General features: G+C 40.4%; 12 protein-coding genes. 3 read left to right on the top strand and 9 right to left on the bottom strand.

The genetic code is table 11. From position 1 onward, the window contains the following. Window positions 1-212 precede the first annotated feature (212 nt). From J7E81_RS20375 to J7E81_RS20355, 5 genes are all read right to left on the bottom strand, one after another. Window positions 213-2,075, bottom strand: a complete 1,863-nt coding sequence (locus J7E81_RS20375; protein ID WP_215045283.1) for a DUF2264 domain-containing protein — start codon at window positions 2,073-2,075, stop codon at window positions 213-215. A gap of 47 nt (window positions 2,076-2,122) precedes the next feature. Further along, window positions 2,123-3,247 carry a glycoside hydrolase family 88 protein gene (locus J7E81_RS20370; RefSeq protein WP_215045282.1) on the bottom strand — a complete coding sequence of 375 codons (1,125 nt, stop codon included), beginning with the start codon at window positions 3,245-3,247 and terminating at the stop codon, window positions 2,123-2,125. Window positions 3,248-3,262: 15 nt separating this feature from the next. Next, a complete protein-coding gene (locus J7E81_RS20365) occupies window positions 3,263-5,089 on the bottom strand; it encodes a heparinase II/III family protein (RefSeq protein ID WP_215045281.1) in 1,827 nt (608 codons plus the stop codon). Window positions 5,090-5,259: 170 nt separating this feature from the next. After that, window positions 5,260-7,041, bottom strand: coding sequence for an ABC transporter ATP-binding protein (locus J7E81_RS20360; RefSeq protein WP_215045280.1), 1,782 nt, complete (start codon window positions 7,039-7,041; stop codon window positions 5,260-5,262). Continuing rightward, window positions 7,028-8,797: an ABC transporter ATP-binding protein gene (locus tag J7E81_RS20355; RefSeq protein WP_215045279.1), complete on the bottom strand. Its 1,770-nt coding sequence runs from the start codon at window positions 8,795-8,797 to the stop codon at window positions 7,028-7,030. Before J7E81_RS20355 ends, J7E81_RS20360 begins: the two co-directional genes overlap by 14 nt. Before the next feature lie 146 nt (window positions 8,798-8,943). Between J7E81_RS20355 and J7E81_RS20350 the strand changes: the two genes are divergently transcribed. Continuing rightward, complete coding sequence (locus J7E81_RS20350) at window positions 8,944-9,858, top strand: helix-turn-helix domain-containing protein (protein WP_215045278.1); 915 nt, start codon at window positions 8,944-8,946, stop codon at window positions 9,856-9,858. Window positions 9,859-9,900: 42 nt separating this feature from the next. Here J7E81_RS20350 and J7E81_RS20345 read toward each other — a convergent pair whose 3' ends face one another. Both J7E81_RS20345 and J7E81_RS20340 read right to left on the bottom strand, forming a co-directional pair. Further along, the gene (locus J7E81_RS20345; RefSeq protein WP_251028780.1) at window positions 9,901-13,059 is read right to left on the bottom strand and encodes a family 43 glycosylhydrolase; all 3,159 of its coding nucleotides are present in this window, start codon (window positions 13,057-13,059) and stop codon (window positions 9,901-9,903) included. A gap of 102 nt (window positions 13,060-13,161) precedes the next feature. Next, window positions 13,162-15,207: a glycoside hydrolase family 2 protein gene (locus tag J7E81_RS20340; RefSeq protein WP_215045276.1), complete on the bottom strand. Its 2,046-nt coding sequence runs from the start codon at window positions 15,205-15,207 to the stop codon at window positions 13,162-13,164. A 545-nt stretch (window positions 15,208-15,752) separates the two neighbouring features. Here J7E81_RS20340 and J7E81_RS20335 point away from each other — a divergent pair. Further along, complete coding sequence (locus J7E81_RS20335) at window positions 15,753-16,610, top strand: hypothetical protein (protein WP_215045275.1); 858 nt, start codon at window positions 15,753-15,755, stop codon at window positions 16,608-16,610. 72 nt (window positions 16,611-16,682) lie between these two features. On the opposite strand, the gene J7E81_RS20330 is transcribed toward J7E81_RS20335, so the two are convergent. After that, entirely contained in the window at window positions 16,683-17,276 is a 594-nt protein-coding gene (locus tag J7E81_RS20330; RefSeq protein ID WP_215045274.1) for a biotin transporter BioY, read from the bottom strand. A 577-nt stretch (window positions 17,277-17,853) separates the two neighbouring features. On the opposite strand from J7E81_RS20330, the gene J7E81_RS20325 reads away from it, so the two are divergent. Next, complete coding sequence (locus J7E81_RS20325; protein ID WP_215045273.1) at window positions 17,854-18,390, top strand: ribonuclease H-like YkuK family protein; 537 nt, start codon at window positions 17,854-17,856, stop codon at window positions 18,388-18,390. Window positions 18,391-18,428: 38 nt separating this feature from the next. Here J7E81_RS20325 and J7E81_RS20320 read toward each other — a convergent pair whose 3' ends face one another. Continuing rightward, on the bottom strand, window positions 18,429-19,889 hold the full coding sequence (locus J7E81_RS20320; protein ID WP_215045272.1) for a PAS domain-containing sensor histidine kinase: 1,461 nt from the start codon (window positions 19,887-19,889) through the stop codon (window positions 18,429-18,431). Window positions 19,890-19,993: the final 104 nt, after the last annotated feature.

Below are 19,993 nucleotides of genomic sequence, written 5' to 3'. Positions count from 1 at the left end.
AAATTTTAAAAGTATTAATTTCACTTATTTATCAATGGTATGTCCCATGTATTAAAGTAAAACATTTTACTTGTATTTTACTTGTTTTTCTTAAAGTGGTCAACCCTTCCTAGAGTACTTTAGATTACAGCCCCTCTACCTCGAACTTAAATCCTAGATCGCCAAAGCTTTTTTACACAAGAAAAGAGCCTGTATACCTAGGCTCTTTTTTGCTAATCTTCCTTACCTATTGGAATAGTAATTTTCTCAAGTCCCTCTCCAATAATAATTTCTCCATCCGTAACCACAACATGTGGTACATTGCCCCATAGATTAATAGCGTTTTCACCGTCCGGTTCCCCAAACACAGCATTTACCAGACAGTGCGTACCTGGCTTAAAGCTTGTCTTTACTGACGGAATGATTGTCCGGGCATTCATCAAATTCGTATTTGCATTTGGATAGACCACCTCCGCCTGCCCGTTTCCAAAGATACTTTTGATGCCGCTTGCTCCCCACGTTAATATGGCCAAGCTTTCTTGATTATTCGCCAATACTTCCATTTTTTGATCTATAAATGAGTTATGTTCTAGGCCTAGGGCGAATCCCCCGTCCGCAACATCGAGGCCTCTACTTGTCTCAATACAATGGATGCGGATGTGCCACGGTGCCCCTGCCACAATCCAGGTTCGGATCACAACATCCTTCCACGGCTTCCATTTTGTATAAATCACGTTTTCATCAATGGTATATTCTTCACACTTTCTTTTACCTCTATAGAGATTATCACCCTCGCTTACAGCCAGCATTGAATCAAATGCACTCTGCCCAAGTCCCCACTCTGCTTTTGAAACACTAAAGCCAAATACATTTGAGTAAACAAACTTCTCGTATTTAGCAGCAGTGTGGGAGTGGTCATTCGTATGCTGATATCCCGCGTTAAACGCAACTAGATGATCTTTTTCATCCTGTCTGCACAATATAAAGCGTGGTGCTGGCTGCACCACTTTCGTTTTTAAAACTGGAAGCGGCATTTCTTCTGCCTGCCAAAAAGGATGACTCTCTGGCAACGCTATAGGTAAAAAGGTCTTCAAGGCCCAATACGGTGAGCCGGGTGAATTGTAATTTTCCGCCATAAGCAAATTGGGATAGCAATAGCCAATTGTCAACAAACCATTAGAATCAAAAATAGGCTGACTGAACCACCAACGAAGGTTCCTTAGAATCAGTCCCTTCATTACTCCTTGGGGAAACGGCTCCGCCCCGGCATAGACGAGTGCACTCCAAAAGGCGGATTGGGCAAAACGATAGGTTAAGCTTCTTCCATATGGAAGGGCCGAACCATCACCCGCAAACCAATAGATAAAATCCTTTGCATAGGCCTCCGCTCTGCTTTTATACTTCTGTGCCCTTATTGGATCCTCTTCACTCATCAGAGCTGAATATAGAAGACTGTAAAAATGGATCGCAAATGGCCCGTAATAGTCACAATGCGCATCCTTTCCGTCCGCATACCATCCTTCTCCTAAATAAAATTGATCAATTCGGTCAAGGTTTTCCTTTACCTTTTCCTGATCATAAGGCAATCCCACTCTTTTAAAACCAAGGTTCACTAGCACAGGAAAAAACAGCCAGTTACAATCATATACTTTAACTTGATTAATTTGATTGAGCCAGTTAAATAGATTTGCTTTTTCATGTTTACTTAGCGGTTCCCAGACCTTTTCGGGTGTTAGTGCAAGGGCGTAGCCAAATGCTGCCATTTCGACGGCCTTTTGATGAAAATCGGTAATTTTCCCCCAATATTCCTCATGAGAAGGATTTGTACCATTCTTGATTCCCTGCAGACAGTCATCCCATAGTTCCAACTCCTCTCCCCCAGCCAGTAATGGAACAAGTCCCCATAGCATCCTTGAGAAGCCTTCCATTCCTGCGATTGAATCAGAGTACCCGGCACCTGTACTTCCAATTTCCAAAAGAGCTCTTCCCTTGCTGTAGTAGGGCTTTAATGGATTTATCACTTGATTAACGGCATCAATAAAATCTCGTCTTGTTTGGAGGGGGTTCTTTTGAATAGGTAAATCGAGTTTTATCATATACGATAGCTCCTTTTAATGAATAGCCGCCCAGGCAGGCCGATTTTCTACCAAAATAATTCCTTGTAACCTTTTAATCTGGCAAGGCCTTCAACGAAATAGTAATCCCCATAAATCAGTGGGTTATCCGTATATTTCCCTTCAGGAAAATGGCTTGTCCCATGCAGGATTAACCCTTCCTCCGAGCCCTCCCAATCACCATAATGCTTGTGAAGGGATTCGAGAATCTTCTCCCCAGTCCGTTTGTAAACAGGTACTTCTGCGGCTGTTACCTTATCCGCCAATAACAAGAGACCCGACGCGGCAATCGCACCGGCAGAAGAATCCTTTGGTGAATCGACTTCTGCAGGAAGGCGGAAATCCCAATCAGGAACAAAATCCTCTGGAAGATGGGAGATAAAGAAATGAGCCACCCGTTTGGCAGTTTCCAAGTATTTCTCTTCTTTCGTATAGTGGAAGCACAATGTCAGACCATATATCGCCCAGGCAGTCCCCCTAGACCATGCCGATTCCGGGCCGTAGCCTTGTCCCCCCAAAGCCTCAAGCCTATTCCCACTTTCAGGATCAAAACGGACAATATGATGAACACTACCATCATTCCGGATGAAATGCTCAAGCACCGTGTCAGCATGCCTTTTGGCAACACTCTTAAACCTTGGATCATCTGTTTCTTCACTTGCCCAGTACAATAGCGGCAAATTCATCATGCAATCAATAATCGCTACCCCGCTATTGTCTTCGCCCTCTGTCCATGGATTCCATGCTCTGATAAAATTTCCATTTACATTAAATCTTCCCATGAGGAGATTGGCAGCCAAGAGTGCACGACGTTTGGAATCCTCATTTCCTAAGAGTTTATAGTGGGCAACACTGGTAAGAGTCCACATAAACCCCATATCATGATCGAGCCGGTAATACTCATTTTGAACAGCGTCCAACTTGCTCTCACATTCCTCTGCCAGCAGCTTTAATGCAGCATCTTTTGTATCCTGATACACCAGCCAAAGCATTCCCGGCCAAAAGCCTGCTGTCCACCAGTGCGGTTCTGCAAGTATATACGTTCCATTTTCACTTGCGTGTGGAAAATTGGCCCCTATTGTTTGGCTCGTTCTGTTTATTTTTTTCACAGTCTGCTGCCATGCTTCATTTACCCAGTTTAGTTGTTCCGTCATTTTCTTCACCCTTTCCTAGTCAAATTGGAAAACCAAATTAACACTGCAATCCTTTTCTGGATTAATTACATTAAAATCAAGCGCCATAATATTTTCTGTTTCTCCGAAATGATTCTTAAATTCTAGCATTCTTACAACTAACTCTAGCTTTGTTTTGTTGTAAAAGACTCTAAGTCTATGCTGCCCCTCAAGGATTACGCCTTTACTATCCTTCGTTATGGAAAGTGATGGTATGATAAAACGTTCAATAATAGATTCGGGCTGTTCTGTAAAGGTATAGATGTCTTCCAAAATAAGCTTAGGCTGATTTCGTTTTATCCAAGTAAACCTTCTGGATAACTTTTGAAGACTGGCTACTTCATATGCATTTTCCATATCCAGTTCAAAGGTATCAACCTCTTCTTCCAGGGATGCATTACAAATCCCTGCCAAACGTTCTGGACCATCTTTTTGAAATTGATGATTAATAATAGGAACAGAATGCCCCTGTGAACCGTTGCATAAATACGTATAGCGTTTCTCATTAAAGTAATCCTTCGTGTATAAACCAGCGCCCAAATCCTTTAAGAACACTTCATTATTTCCTAGCAGGATAAAATGACCGATATCATTATGATTATGAGGCTCGTCGTTATGGCCGCCTTTTGCTGCAAAAGAAAAACTCCCCAGTTCAGATTGATGCCTTGAAATAAACCATGCAGACTCCCTCGAGTGGAAAGTCCCACTTTTCCAAGGCATTGGTACAGTATTTTCATCAAACCATAATAAATTGCGAATGGCAGGAGCCCATCTGCTGCAATGGTCCTCTGTATACTTCGAGCGTAATTCCTGTTCCGGGACATCAAAATCATGATAAATTTTGCTTAAATAATGACTCAGACCCAAAAAAACAGTAGCTTCCGGCTGGGCATCTGAAAAGTTCACCACCAAGTTCCGATTTAAAAAACATCTTTGTTGAAAGAGGGCAATTTGATGAACCTTTTCTGAATCAAATAGGTCGAGCTTGCCTCCCGTCTTCTTTTTCAATAAGTCTGCAAAATAGACATAATAGCCAAAGCCATATTGCCAGTAGCCATACCCCTCCAGGCAAATGCCATCCTCATTGAAACCTGTTAAATAAGAATCCATGGCTGGAAGCACCCGCTCTACTATTAAGGCGAGCTCCCCAGGGTCTTTTATTAAATGCAGCGCCGCTGACCCTATTGATCCGGCACAAACCGCAGCCCAATTATGAGTTTGTTTTTCCCATCCAAATTGATTTTCCTTAAACGGATGAAGGATTCGTTTAAATACTTCCTCATTAATGCGCTTACAAATGATTGGATTCAAGTATTCCTCTGTGAGTCTCAATATTTCTGCCAATGAAAATGCAGTTTCAGCCGCAAACAAGTCAATCGAATAGGCTTGTACAATAGCTTCTTTTAAAGTGTAACTGACTTGTATTGATGTTTCGGCACTATTTTGCAAATGAGCGGGCAGGCACCAGCTATACTCATTGCAAATCGACCAAATGGTATTTTCTAATGCCGTTAAAAAATCTATGTTAGCAGGTTCGAGCAAAACCATGATCGTAAAGGTATTCAGCCGTCTCCTCTTTTCAAAATAAGCTTTTTCGTATTCAAGCCTGGAACCCAATTCAGCAAAAATTTTAAACAATGAAAAGGGCAGCTGTGGGTCTTTTTCTGTCAAAAGCCTCTTTGCCTCATCCCTAATTTCATCGAGAAGCGGCTTGAAAGCGGCATTTTGGCTGATCGATCTCCACCATGTGTTTTTTTCTTCGTTACTTGAAAATAATAACGTTGAATTAAATCCTAATAATTTTTTATCAACAAGAATATTCAAGGACTCATCTCCTAAATGAACATTAACTTTAATTCTAAAGGCCCTGTTAAATTTGGCTGCTGGTTTCTGCTCAGTTTATAAAAAAACAACATCAACGTTTATAGTGCTATTAAAAAAAGAGGAATCTGGTTTTTCCAGATTCCCTATAACTACTTTCAGATTGTTCCTGTTCAACCTACCTCTAAGGATTGATGCTGTGATTGATGCAGGTTCCAATAATAACTTCTGCGGTTCAATAGCTCGTTATGCGATCCTTCCTCGATGATTCTGCCTTTATCAATGACAAGAATGCGGTCTGCATTTTGAATTGTAGAAAGGCGGTGGGCAATAATAAAAGAGGTCCTTCCCGCAAGCAAGGTCTCAAGACCCTTTTGCAGCGCCAGCTCAGTTTCTGTATCAATCGAAGAGGTAGCCTCATCCAGAATTAAAATTTTCGGATCGGCTAAAAGTGCACGCGCAAAGGAAATCAACTGTCTTTGACCAGTAGAAAGCCTTGTGCCGCGTTCGTTGACCTCCGTTTGATACCCATCGGCTAAACCGCTGATAAACTGATGGGCCTGGACCGCCTTCGCCGCTGAGATTACTTCCTCATCTGTAGCATCAAGCCGCCCATAACGAATATTATCCATAATCGTCCCAGAAAAAATAAAGGGATCTTGAAGCATGACGCCCATTTGCTTTCTTAAGGAAGGAATGGTTACTGTACTGATATCAACACCATCAATTTCTACTTTTCCGGTAGTTACATCATAAAAACGGCTGAGTAAGCTGACGATCGTGGTCTTTCCTGATCCTGTTGCGCCTACAAGTGCAATTGTTTCACCAGGATTGACAGAGAAGCTTACATTTTTAAGGATTCTTTCGCCTTCTTCATATTCAAAGACTACATCCTTGAATTCAACTTTCCCACTGATAATCGGAAGTTCTACAGCATTCGGACGATCTTCAATTGCCGGCCGTTCATCGATCATTTCAAAAATTCTTTCTAAATAAGCGGTTGCATTAATAATCGCATTGTAGAAGTTTCCAATATTAGCAATAGGAGCCCAAAACATACTTATATACCCAACAAACGCCACCAAAGCACCGACCGTTACTCCATCTCCGATTTGGGAGATACCGAAAACATAAATGATTGAAGTAGTGAGAATCGAAATATTCTCAATCGATGGCCATAGAAGGAACTGGATTCTAACGGCTTTCATCCACGAGCTTCGATAACTGTCCGATACATCCCTAAAGATTCGTTTATTTTCTTCTTCCCTTGTAAAGGCCTGAGTAACTTTGATTCCATTGATACTTTCATGAATATAAGCATTCATGTTGGACTGCTTATTACTTAATGTTTGCCAGGCTTTCCGCTGTGCATTTTTAATAAGAAGAACGACAACAGCAAGGATAGGAAATCCAATCATCGCCAATAATGTTAACTTTACATCAATCGCTAACATGAACCCGAAAATCACGAAAAGACTAAACAGATCTGTTATCAAATTAATTAAACCATTTGATAATAAATCACTTAAGGAGTTAACATAGTTAACCACCCTCACTAAAATCTTTCCGTGCGGTCTGCTGTCATAAAAGGAAAAGGACAATTTCTGCAAATGGGTAAACAGGTCCTTTCGAATGTTGAGGATGACGCTCTGCCCAATCTCGGACATCATTCTAATTCTGTATTTCATACATATCCCGGTAATCACCAGGGCACCAAGGTAAATGCAGGAAAGGACCACTAAACTTCCTGCATCCTTGTTCGGAATACTCTCGTCGATTGCCCTTTTAATTAAATAGGGTCCAATTAGATTGGCTCCACTGGCAATCAGCATAATCAAAACGGTCAAAACAATCTTTTTTTTGTACGGCTTTAAATAAGTAAACAATCGTTTCAAATGAACAAAGCTGAAGGGTGATTCCAATTCTTCATCCACATCAAATTTATTGCGCGCCATTGAGATAAATCACATCCTCACCATTGTGCTGACCATCAAAATTTCCATTTTGATTCATAAACACTTTGTAGTAATAGCCTTTTTTCGCAAGCAGCTCTTTATGCTTCCCTCTTTCAATGATTTCGCCGTTGTCCATGACAAGAATTAGATCGGCCTCTTTTACAGAAGAAATCCGATGCGCGATGATAAAACAGGTCTTTCCTTTTAGTAATGACTTTAATGTCCGCTGGATGCGAAGCTCTGTTTCCATATCAACAGCTGATGTTGTGTCATCAAGGACTAGGACAGATGGGTTTTTAAGTATCGCCCTTGCCAAGGCAATCCGCTGCCTTTGGCCGCCTGAAAGACCGACTCCCCGTTCCCCAATAATCGTATCGTAACCTTCTGGAAGATTGGTAATAAAATCATGAGCCTCTGCCATTTTTGCAGCAGATTGGACCATTTCCAAGTCAGCATCTGGATTCCCATACGCAATATTCCCCTCAATCGTATCAGAAAATAGGAATATATCCTGCATGACCATGGCCATACTATCTCTCAATTTAGAAATATCCCAATCTCTAACTTTAAGCCCATCCACGATTACTTCCCCGACGGTTGTATCATAAAAACGGCTTAACAGGTTTACCAATGTAGATTTACCAGCTCCGGTTGGACCAATAATCCCCACTGTTTGGCCCGGGTGCACTTTAAAGCTAATATCCTTCAAAACCTGTTCATCCCCATAACTAAACCACACGTGATTAAACTCAACACCCTCGTTAATGTGTCTGACTGCAGTCCGGTTTGCTTCATTTGTGATTTCTGGTTCGGTATTTAACAAGTCCTCCACTTTTTCAGCTGAGGCAATAAACCTCTGCACATCATTGAGTAGCCATCCAGCCATCCGCATTGGGTTATTTAACGCCCAAATCAAGGAATTGAAGGTTACTAATTCGCCAAACGTCAGTGAACCATGAATGACCATTATTCCTCCAACCAGAATCATTACAACCGTTAATACCCCAGCAAGTGAATCAAGCACAGGCAAATACTTTTCCCAAACTTTCGCGGAATTCAGACTTTTTTCTTTAAACGCCTCATTTTCGATTGAAAATTTTTCAATTTCGTAATCTTCCTTCGCGAATGCCTTTACAACCCGATTTCCACTAATGTTTTCCTGTACTACGGAGTTTAACCGTGCAAATTGTCCCCTGATTTCTGTAAAGGTCGGTTTGACCGTAAAGGATAAACGAGTAGCAAAGAAACCAATAATCGGTGTTACCGCTATCATTGCGAGGGCTAACAATGGATTAATATAAAACATAAACCCAATCGCAATCAGTAAGATGGTAAGATTTTCAAAGATCATGTAAATTGCCCATGCTGTAAAGTGCCTTACTGCTTCTAAGTCCCCAGTCATACGGGCCATAATATCCCCCGTTTTGGTTCGATCGAAAAAACTAAAATCTAATTTTTGAAGCCGGTCATACAATTGTTCTCTCATTTTGAATATAACGTTTTGTGAAACTGCTTCGAACATGATTTGGTAATTATAGCGAATGACCGTTTTGATAACAGTTACCCCTATCATAGCTCCTAAAAAGGGCCATAATAGACCGCTCTGGTGGCCATAAATCACTTTATCGACGATTTTTCCTGCAAAATATGGATTCAGCATGTTTAACACTGAAACTACTAAAGCCAGAAAAAGTCCACTGAATAATCGAATGCGAAAGTCCTTAATATACCCCCACACCCATCGTATGCTTTGCATGATTCACTTCCCCCTCCCCACACCTCATTACTATAAATACATTAAAATAAAACCATTTATGAACCTATTATAGTGTTATTATTAAAGAATAAAATATAAAATCATAACATAAAATTGCACAATCCTAACATTAGAGGAGAGATAAAATGCTTCAATTGTTTGCCCCGCCTTTACCCACTCTTCTTGCGGCAGGTAAGAATATTTTTGATATCGGTCAGTCACACCTAAATCGGAACAATATCGGGGTTTTTGATTTATTAGTTGTCACAAAAGGACAATTGTTCATGGGTGAAGACTATCGGAAATATAAGGTTAGCAGCGGAAATGCACTGATTCTCTACCCAGACCGGTACCATTATTCCACTTCTCCATGTGATGAAGTGACTGAATTTTTTTGGTTTCATTTCATGGCCGCAAAAGGATGGCAGGATTTGACGATATCGAAACCAATTCATTACGAAGAGAAAGCAGGTGTAGACAGCGGAAACTGTTTATCAGAGAGCCCCTTCGGGATTACCCTGCCCAAATATTGCAAACTTTCCAATCCCGAGGCAGTTGAACTCCTGTGTTCAAAAATTATTTCTTCTGAAAATGAGTCCATTTATTCGGGAGAATGGCAACGGCAAATACTCTTCCAGCAATTACTGCAGGAACTTTCCAATCATATGCATTTAGCCAATTCTCTGCCGGCATTCGCGGTAGCAGAAAAGGCAGCGGTTTATTTACGGAAAAATTATGCTAAAAAAGTTACTTATGAAGATCTGGGGCGCGCACTTAGATTTCATCCGAATCATATTGCAAGATGCATGATTCAGTCCTTCGGCTGTACTCCGATTGAATATGTAAATAAAATTCGTATTGACCAAGCAAAGATATTATTAGTATCAACGGATTGGAGTATCGATCGGATTTCAGAAAGCAGCGGTTTCACACAATCCGCCTATTTCAGTAGAATCTTCAAAAAGCTGGAACATCTATCTCCCCATCAGTTTCGAAAACAATATGTTGGGAAAGTTCCTAAACATAAAGCAGAAATAAAAAACAATAGGAACACGCCCTAGTTCTATTCCATCACTACTAGGACGTGTTCGTCTCTTTTAATTTTATTTTAATATAAGGTTACTAGATAAAGAGATTAATGTATTTGCTTGCTCTTTCGTAAGAGCTTTCCCGCTTTGGGCCGACAGCTCATTCACATATGCATTAAGTTTGCCTGCCACTGCTTCTTTATTTTCTCTGAGCGATGCTTCTTTAGCTGATGCAAGTTTGGCTGTAAGTGAATGCGCGATTGCCTCGTCGGCACTAAACGATTCAGTCAGGCGGCTTAAACTATCAAAATCAACCGATACTGTAAATTGGATATCAGCTTCCGATGTATTTCCTGCACGATCTGTTGCTTTTGCCGTAAATTTATTTTCGCCAATACTATATTCATAGGCAGGACCTTCAATCACCGGGCAATCAGCAGAGGCTATTCCAGATAAATCATCGCTTGCGCTGCAGGAGATGGAAATGTTCTCATCAACAGAATAGCTTCCCTTATTACCCCTAACTGTAATGACTGGAGCTGTTGTATCTTCTTCCACAATCATAATCCAGCTGATTTGCGGATCCGGTGAGCCAGGTACCCTGCGAACCGTCACATCCAGACTTCCATCGGTTACGTTCACATGTTGATAGCTTAGGACATCATATGCACTTGTAAATACATACCCCTTGGTTTTTGTTTCACCGTTAATGAGAATATCTGCTTTTCTGCTTCCCTTAGTCGATGAGTACCAGCGATCATATAGACCGGTATATACCGTGTATTTACCATTCTTTAGATCAAACTTATACGACAGGTCATCACCGGAATTTGCTAAGAGGTAACGTAATGAAGAAAATAGGTCATCACCCTCGCCGCCAGCAGGTCTGGTTTGATTCCCAACATAGCCCCAAGTCTGCCCATTAGCTGGATCGTATTTCTGATCAATTACAACTTTGTTTAATAGTGTATTCTCCATATAAGAAGACCATGTCAGATAATCACTTGTTTTCACTCCGCCTGCATGGATAAAATATCTTACATGGTCCGGGATCACTAAGATTTTTATTCTAATCACTTTATCTGCTAACTTAGAAAGTGTCCCTTCTACGACAACCGTTCCAGGCTTAGAGAAATTGACAGGATTCATTGTCCATGTAACCGGTGTATCAAGCTTCTCACCTTCTGAATTTGTTACATTAATACTAGTTGGCAAGGCTGGAACTTGACCAACCGAAACCTTTTCAGGCAGTTTCGTATTGATGGAGACTTTCCCCATCCGGTCTAGTACATCCAGTTTCCACTCGTCATACCATTGCAAACTTATTTCATCATCCTGGCCAAACTCAATTGGCAGCCAGATATATCTTGAATCTTTTAGATCACTAGCCTTCCATCTGTCAGCCATAAAAATAAACTTCCCCTTTTTAGCATCGACGGGAATGACATTGGTACTTTGTGAATCAAATGTGGTCGAAGCTTTGTCTCCTATCGAAGGATCGCGCAATGGCTTCCAATCTCCAAAAATAGTATCCGCCACAGTATACCTTGCTGGATTAGGGTCCCAGCCGGTAGCACCAGATGTTATTAAATAGTATTTTCCTTGATATTTAAACATAGCCGGCGCTTCACGCTGTGCCCCTGGAAAGACCCTCACATAATCCTCACCATATACGGCTTTGTATTCAGTATCACGCTCGGCCTTGCCATCTTTATGCCAGCCAACCACATCTGTATAGGAATCATTTAGCTTTGAAATATAAATGGTCCTATTCTCTTCACTGGAATAGATCAAGTAGGCGGTACCGTCGTCATCCTTGAACAAGTTCATATCACGGGCCATCCCTGGCTGGTCTGGCTGTCCATTATAAGTCGCATCTTTTGGCGCTCTGTCCATCCGGTTACTTTCTTGATAAACGAACGGTCCTATAGGGGAGTCACTTAATGCATAGCCTGCTTCCGCTTTGGCATACATCGCCGTCGATGTCGTTGAAGGGCCATCGGTATGCATCCACATGACATATTTTTTGGTCTTTTCATTATAGATGACTTTCGGTCTTTCGATTACCCGGTCTGTGCCAATATCATTCAGAATATCGGCTTTGTCCTTTCTGCCTTCATAAAGCTTAGAGATTAACGGATCGGTTTCGAACTGGCTGATTGACTCGATTGCGGTAAGTGCTAAGCCTTCATCTTTCCAGTTATATAGATCAGTAGAAGAATAGACTCTTACCCCTCTGGCAGGAAGATATCCATTCGTTTTATCTTCCCCGTACCAATAATATTTCTTGGATTGCTCATCATACATGATCCCGCCGCCGTGTGCCTGAATAGGAGCACCATTTGTATCTGTCCAAACTTGCCCGGGTTTATAGGAAGTATTCAGAGCGTATACAGTAAGACCTGCCAATTTAGTGTCTAGATTGTTTATAGCTGTTCGAATTTGCTCCTGATTGGTTTTATCCTGAGCCTCTAACCCGTTTTCCTTGATCGCTTTAACCAGAGCTTCTGCTTGTGTGATGGCTTTATTTAGTGGCTCTAGACTAAATTGAGTATAGGTATCTGTTTTTTCCGCCTCCTTCTTTGCTGATGCTATTTTTGCTTCCAAAACAGAAAGAGGAACCACAACATACTTTTTAATCATGATATAGTTTATTAGTGGGTCATTATAGTTTGATAGGGAAGCTGTGGCAGGTCCCTGGATCCTGACATCTAATTCTCCATCGGTTACCGAAACCTGTTGATAAGTGACCTCTTTTTCAGCATTATAGCTTCCAATATCTAAATCACCATTGGATAGATTCTGCCCCTCACTGATGATATTGACGCTTCTGCCGCTCCACGGATTTTTAAATCCTAATGTAAGATCATATTCGCCAGTCGGCAGCTCAAACTTATACTCTAATGCCTTATTCCGAACTTGTGGTCCATTATAATATCGAAGTGATCCTAATTTATCAGCTCCATTAGAGACATTAGTATTGCTGGTAGTGGTAACTAGCCCCCATTTTTTCCCTGTTACGCTGTCTAAACCGTAGTTTTGCTCTGTTTTACTAGAATACAGCCCAAATTGATCGGTTCCCTCAACTGTATTAGGGGTAGGATCACCTGCATTCACAAAATAGAGCACGTCTGTGTCCACGGTTGTCCCCTCAGCAGAAACATGTTCGGTTGAGGAAAAGGTTGGGATTGTAATGAGTGAAGCTGTTAAAATGGACGATAAAACCTTTTTCATTTTAAGCAACAAGATTCCTCCTTACTTTATTAATGTTTATTTTTCATCTGTATCTGTAGTCAAAGAGGTAATTTCATGTAGAGGAACCCTACTTCCTAGCCATTAGTGAATGGGGTTCATTGCGTTTTTAAAGGTGTCATATACCAAACGTGGTTTTTCTTTGTCGAAAGACATTAATCCCATTGTGGAAATTCCATTAATCTGTTGGTTGTAGTTATTTCTTTCTTTATAATCTTTTAACACCCAGAACGTATAACCGGCCATATAAGGCAGACGGCTAGGATCTGTTACCTGATTCCAATGGTTAAGAAACTTATACGATTGCCATTCTTCTGTTCCGGATTGTGTTTCTGGTCCATGATTATTAACTTCATCCGCATAGGCCCATGTTCCGTTTTCCGTAATCAGAATCGGCTTATTTGGATAGGTACTATGAACAATATCCACTGTTCGACCTAAGTCTGAGTCCTGCATATAAAAATATCCAAAGTATTCATTTAAACCGATGACATCTGCCAAGTCATAGGCCGGGTCCCAGCTGCTGCCTGATGCCCATGTGACGGGACGTTTTTGGATATCAACGCTTTTGACCGCTTCCTTCATATCTGCCAGCCAATTACGATAAACGGTTTGATCATCCCAAATTCCTGACTCATTCTGTAATGACCACATGATCGTGGAAGGGTGATTGATTTGATTCCAAGCCATACTTAACGCTAATGCTCTAGAAAGACCATAAGAGTTAGTTTGCAGCGCTTCCTGCTTTGTATCAAGCCACATATTCTCTACTTCATCAAGCACCATTAATCCATGTTGATCCGCAAAATCATACACATATGGATGACGGTTGTAGTGGCTATTACGCAAGAAGTTTGCATTTACATCCAGAACATGATTTAACTCCGTATTATACTCTTCAATTGTCATCGAGCGGCCGCTTGCTGCCGTTTCCTCATGCCAGTTAAGGCCTTTCAAAAAGACCTGTTTCCCATTTAGCGCTAATTTTCCATTCTCTACCGCAATGGTTCTCATTCCATAGTTTGTAGAAAGACTATCATCGAGAGATCCATTTCCTTTTTGAGTAACCTGACCTTCTCCTTTTCCTTTATAAAGATCTGCGGTTACTTGATAAAGCGTCGGGGAATCCGGAGACCAATAAGTTGCTTTTGGAATCTGGAAATCCATTGAAACAACTTTTACTTCACCAGGTTTTAAATCCACTTCCTGTGATTTGGGGTCTCCACCCGTTTTTTCCCCTGGATCGACCACTAATTGGCGATGCACTTCTTTGTCACCATGGTTGTACACAACCACTTTTGTTGTTAAGGTATGATCGCCTGTTGCCGTTAGTATTTTACTAACATTTACATCGGATGCTGCCTCCAAATAGACACTGCGTGTAATTCCTGCATATGGCCAAAAATCTACCGGTTTATAAGGCAGTTCTGTATCAGCTGTCACAGGTTTTGGATTTGAGCTTGTATAGGAATCGAAGGTCGGTTTACGGTATACCCGGACCGCAATGACATTATCTTTTCCTGGTTGTAAATATGCGCCTACATCCAAGGCAAAAGGTGTATAGCCCCCCTCATGTTCCCCCACAAAATGACCATTTACATAGACAGCTGCACGATAGTTAACGCCAAGGAAATTAAGCTTAATGAATTGATTTTTCCAATTGGCATCAAGCGAAAAATGTGTCCGGAACCAGGCGTAACCATCGTAAAAAGCACTTCCTTTCCCGAAGTTTGAGCCATTGTATGTACCAAAGTCAGGGGTATCATACAAGTCCCAACTGCCTGGAACCTTTTCTTGCTGCCAATTTTTATCATCGTATCCTTGTGCAAACCACTTTTCATTCGTCCCTTGATTATTGGGGTCCATGGCGAATTTCCACTTACCATCAAGGTTTAAATAACTTCTACTTTTCTCTTTTAACGTCCATGAATCAAACGAAGGAACGGGTTCCCCATATTGAAACAACACATTCGTTCCATCAATTGATTGCACTTTCGTATTCATCGGTTCATGTTCAGCAATATTCACATTATTTCCTTTTGTATCTGCCTTGGCATTAGGCAGCCCAGCAAAAAACGTAGAGCCAAGAAGAAGAACACCAATCCCAAAACTAGTGAATTTTCGATTCATTTGCCAACCTCCCGTTTGATATAAATCTTAATCCTGATGAGTAAAGTACTTTTGAATTTGAAAACCTTACCTTTTTTAGACTGCTTGATTTCAAAAAAAACCACAATTTGAAATCGGTTTCATAATTCTCTAATAATAGAAACGCTTACAATTATTTAGATAACTAAATTTTCATCACCCCCCTAATTGCCATCAAAGTGTTGTTTCTAAACGAACCTAAAGTCCCCCTTTTTTATATTGCTGATACTTTATCATTACTTTTCTAAACTGCCAAGTTTAATATATATGCTGATTAACGGATGATTGACCAAATCTTTTTTTTTATATTTCTTGATACCAAAAATAACTAACTAATTATGAAACCCATTTCAAAATTATGTTTTATAATTGCCTGGTTGAGTAAATTTAAAGAATTTTTTTACAATTGTAGCTAAATTTTACATGATAGGCTTCTACTGTGTCATGGGCCTATTGTCTTATGTTAGGCTGCTATTGAATAAATTTCATTATGAGATGGATACTATTTTTTTAAAGGGGGTATGATAGTGGATTTAAATTCATTATGCTATCTCGGACTTGGATTCATTAGTATCATTCTTCTTATTTATATATGTATAAAATCAGATGTCAGAAGCGCGTTATTAACTTTTATAGGCATGGTCGGGGCAGGGTATATCATTGAGGCTGTTATTTATACCTTTTTAAGCAGCTATCAATATTATCCTCATTTCATCAAACACAATCCTATTTATGATAGTGTTTGGGGAGCCATTGCATCTAATGCCTTAACCTTACCTGTAGCCGCCACCTTCCTTGCATCCTTTCATAAAAATTGGCTTTGGGTGGCATTTACAATTGGTTTGTATGCAGGGATTGAATGGCTGTTTTTAGAACTGCATATCTATAAGCATTACTGGTGGAGGACTGTCTATACTTCCTTAGGCCTGCCATTTTATTTCTTATTTGCTAAATTTCTTTATCGAAAAATGAGTGTCTCTTTAAAAGGTTTTTTTCATTTCCTTTGTTTATATCTGATTATAAGCCCCTTTTCAGGTTCGCTGCATATTATCCCGATTATATTTTTTTCTAATCGCTATTATGAGTTTGGTTTTTTTGCTAACCAATCTAAAGATACGATCGCTTTTTCGACCATTTTTTATTTATGTGCCAGCGTTGTTTATGTGTTTATCGCCAAATATCAACCGTTACCACGCTGGGGCAAGTACCTTGTTATCGGACTTTGTATGTACTGCGCCACACTCTTACTGAGACGTGCCGAAATCCTCCACAGTTTAGTATGGTGGGACACATGGTATTACATTGTACTATCTTGCCTCTCCCTTTACTTCACCGAATACATTAGTAAATCTCTCCATCAAGGCTCCTTAGCATCCAGAACTTAAAGTTAAAGCAAAAGCGGCTCAACCTCTACAGGTTGAACCGCTTTTTACATTGTGACAAAGTGAGTAATGGTGTCAGGCACCACGTTTGAGTTGTTTGAATTGGCCCTTGGATAGGACGGTTTTTTCGAGGCGGTGGGCCATTATTCCGGCTAGGATGGATAGGAATAGGTCCTTTGGCAGCGGGGCGACCATCCATAACCACGCCATTTTGTAGGAGAATCCTTCTGGTGCAGATCCCCAAAGTTTGTAAGCAAAGTACATCCAGTTGGTGCCGAACAGATAGTTGACTGCCATGCCGATTAATGAGGCTATAATAAACGCAGGCAGACTTTTATTCGTTTCAACGATTTTCCCAATAATAAACGCCGCTAAAATGTAAGAAAGAATAAAGCCAAATGTAGGTCTAATGATGATCGACAGCCCGCCGGTAAAGTCAGCAAATACAGGAACCCCAACTAAGCCTACTAACATATAAACAATCATGGCAATTGAGCCTAAACGGCTTCCTAAAATTGCTCCTGCTAAAATAGCAAAAAAGGTCTGTAGTGTAATCGGAACTCCACCGACATGTAAAAATGGAGCAATCGTCGATATATTTGCCCCGATGGCCATGAGTGCAACAAACATGGCTGCAAGTGTTAAATCTAGTGCCCTTAATTTCCTCATTTTTGTCTCCCACCCTTATTTTTTATCTTATCTTAAAAATAAATGGTAAGAGTGTCTATTGTCAACTTAAAATTTTAATTAGTTAACAATATAATATAGGCAGCAACTCATGAAACGTTATTTTTTACGGCAATTTTTGCAAACTTGGATGGTCTGCCCTGTTTCAGTTTTATGTGAATAAAGCAATTTTATCCCGGTTCTTGCGCATAATGGGCATGTCCCCCGTCCATTTGAAGGCAGATTGCTGATTGTCTTTCCTCTGTTTCTTTTTGCCATCTCCATCATCCTTTTCCAATTAATCTTGTTTCTTTATCTAATGATGGACTGGCATAAATATTGTTAGGCAAACAATGGTTTTAAGATAAATCTTTCTCTGCTGCTGCTCCCATTCTCGCAAAGGACTAGCCGTACCCAGCCAAGCCTCCTACTTGTTTTACTATTTTCCGTCAATACGACATACATATAAATTAGACTGGATTGTCGTAGATGTCCGCACGACAAATGTCTCGTCGCCATAAGATAGGAATAAGAGTTAGTCTACGTTTTTTATCCAAGGGAAAGAGGTGGTGTTTTCAATATGAAAGATAATTCAATGTACCACCATACATTTCAAAATCTTCAAGAGAAGGGACTCACGTTCGAACAGGTCTTTGAACGAATCATTTTATTCATGTCATCCGCCCCAAAAGGAAACTATCGCTTGATGGTGGGAACAGATTCACAGGTTCATAAATTGCAAACGGTTTTTATCACTGGGATTGTCATTCAGAATGAAGGAAATGGTGTCTGGGCCTGTATCAGAAAGATTGTGGTCCCAAGAAAAATGACCCAGCTGCATGAGCGGATTTCACTTGAATTATCCTTAACGGAGGAAATTGTTGCTATGTTTACCGAAGAGCGGAAAAATCAGCTGATTGCGATTGTCCTGCCCTATCTCTATGAAGGAGCAACCTTTTCCATGGAAGGGCATATCGATATTGGTGCTGGCAAACGGAATAAGACAAGAGAGTTTGTAACAGAAATGGTAACACGAATGGAGTCCATGGGGGTAGAACCAAAAATTAAACCAGATGCCTTTGTCGCCTCGAGCTATGCCAACCGCTATACAAAATAAGCGTCAGACACCTGAATTAGCTGGTGCCTGACGCCTTTTTATACATATTCTAATTCAACAGTAATCGTTGTGCCTCTGCCTAACTCACTTTCAATTTTCATCGTGCCATTATGTTCTTGAATGATTTTGTTACTAACCGTTAAACCAAGTCCAATCCCCTTATCCTTGGTGGTATAGAACGGCGTCCCTAAATAATCCATAAGATGATTGTCAATTCCGGTGCCTTCATCCGTAATCTGAATCAAAACCTGATTGCCTTCAGCTTTTTGCACATCAATATGAACCTGACCGCCAGACGGCATCGCTTCAATCGCATTTTTTAAAAAATTAACAAAAACTTGTTTTAACTGATTTCTGTTTCCTAGTAAATGGATATCATCCGTAATGAAGTGGTTAATAATTTGCACATTATGTAATAAGGCTTGCGGATGAAGAATGTTAACGGTGCTTTCAAGAATCGCGCTTAAACTTTCCCGGTTAAATTGAATGGCTTGCGGCTTCGCCAGCGACATAAACTCATTGACAATCATATCAATTCGGTCAAGTTCATTCATGATAATCGATAAATAGTCGTCTTGTTTTTGTTTATCAATGGTACTCTTCAATAGCTTGGAAAAACCTTTTAAAGAGGTTAAAGGATTTCGGATTTCATGAGCAACGCCGGCAGCTAGTTGACCAATAATCGAGAGCCGATCTAAATTACGAAGTGCCTCATCATTTTTGATTCTGTCGGTAATATCACGAGCCACGGTAACATAAGACTCTATTTCATTTTTCTCGTTATGGATTGGTGAAATGGTGATCTCCGTATCAATAAAGCTGTTATCACTCGTTCTCATTTTAATCTGAAAAAGCTGGGGTTCCCCTGTTCTCATAAGTTTCTCATAGACTTGGTCCAAAAACTCTTTGTCTTCTGGCATAATAAGACTGTATACCTCCTGATCAATTAGTTCATTCATGGAGGTTCCCAGCCACTTTTGGTGAGACGGAGAAGCATAGATTATTTTTTTATCTTTCGTATAAAGCTTGATCATATCAGTGGTATTTTCTGTAATCAATCGATATAGCTCACGGGTTCGATTTAATTCTCGTTCAATAGTTAAATGCTTGGTAATATCACGATAGATCCCAATGATGGCGATAATTTCCCTAGCTGAGTTACGTAATGGGGAAAAAGACACGGCTATATCAAGCAGACTTCCATCTTTATGTAAACATTGAGTTACTAGATCGTGGAAAAACTCCCCTTGTTTTACCGCCTTGATGACCTCTATCGCTAAATTAGGCTGATCAATTTCCTCGAAGCTCCGTCCGACCAGCTCTGTTTCGGTATAGCCAAAAATTTTCGTATACATATCATTCACGCGAATAAACCGATTTTCCATGTTCAATATACATATACCATCGGCTGTACTATTAAGAAAAAGGTCGATTAAATCATCAGGATTAATCGTATCTGAATGATTCAGCTCGCCAAAAATAGGGAAACTCTTAGCCATACATATCTCTCCCAAACACATAATCTCTCAAACTTCATTTTACAGAACTTTTCGATAAAGAAAAGAGGGAATTTTCATGGTGTCAGGCACCACAAAAGAACATT

The sequence above is a fragment of the Bacillus sp. ISL-18 genome, from assembly GCF_018613415.1.
Taxonomy (GTDB): Bacteria; Bacillota; Bacilli; order Bacillales; family Cytobacillaceae; genus Neobacillus.
This window is presented reverse-complemented; position numbering and strand designations above follow the sequence as displayed.

Excerpts from the sequence above, each read along its gene's own strand:
- J7E81_RS20370 (WP_215045282.1), bottom strand. The coding sequence starts at position 3,247 with ATGACGGAACAACTAAACTGGGTAAATGAAGCATGGCAGCAGACTGTG.
- J7E81_RS20350 (WP_215045278.1), top strand. The coding sequence starts at position 8,944 with ATGCTTCAATTGTTTGCCCCGCCTTTACCCACTCTTCTTGCGGCAGGT.
- J7E81_RS20360 (WP_215045280.1), bottom strand. The coding sequence starts at position 7,041 with ATGGCGCGCAATAAATTTGATGTGGATGAAGAATTGGAATCACCCTTC.
- J7E81_RS20320 (WP_215045272.1), bottom strand. The coding sequence starts at position 19,889 with ATGGCTAAGAGTTTCCCTATTTTTGGCGAGCTGAATCATTCAGATACG.
- J7E81_RS20355 (WP_215045279.1), bottom strand. The coding sequence starts at position 8,797 with ATGCAAAGCATACGATGGGTGTGGGGGTATATTAAGGACTTTCGCATT.
- J7E81_RS20330 (WP_215045274.1), bottom strand. The coding sequence starts at position 17,276 with ATGAGGAAATTAAGGGCACTAGATTTAACACTTGCAGCCATGTTTGTT.
- J7E81_RS20345 (WP_251028780.1), bottom strand. The coding sequence starts at position 13,059 with ATGAAAAAGGTTTTATCGTCCATTTTAACAGCTTCACTCATTACAATC.
- J7E81_RS20375 (WP_215045283.1), bottom strand. The coding sequence starts at position 2,075 with ATGATAAAACTCGATTTACCTATTCAAAAGAACCCCCTCCAAACAAGA.
- J7E81_RS20325 (WP_215045273.1), top strand. The coding sequence starts at position 17,854 with ATGAAAGATAATTCAATGTACCACCATACATTTCAAAATCTTCAAGAG.
- J7E81_RS20340 (WP_215045276.1), bottom strand. The coding sequence starts at position 15,207 with ATGAATCGAAAATTCACTAGTTTTGGGATTGGTGTTCTTCTTCTTGGC.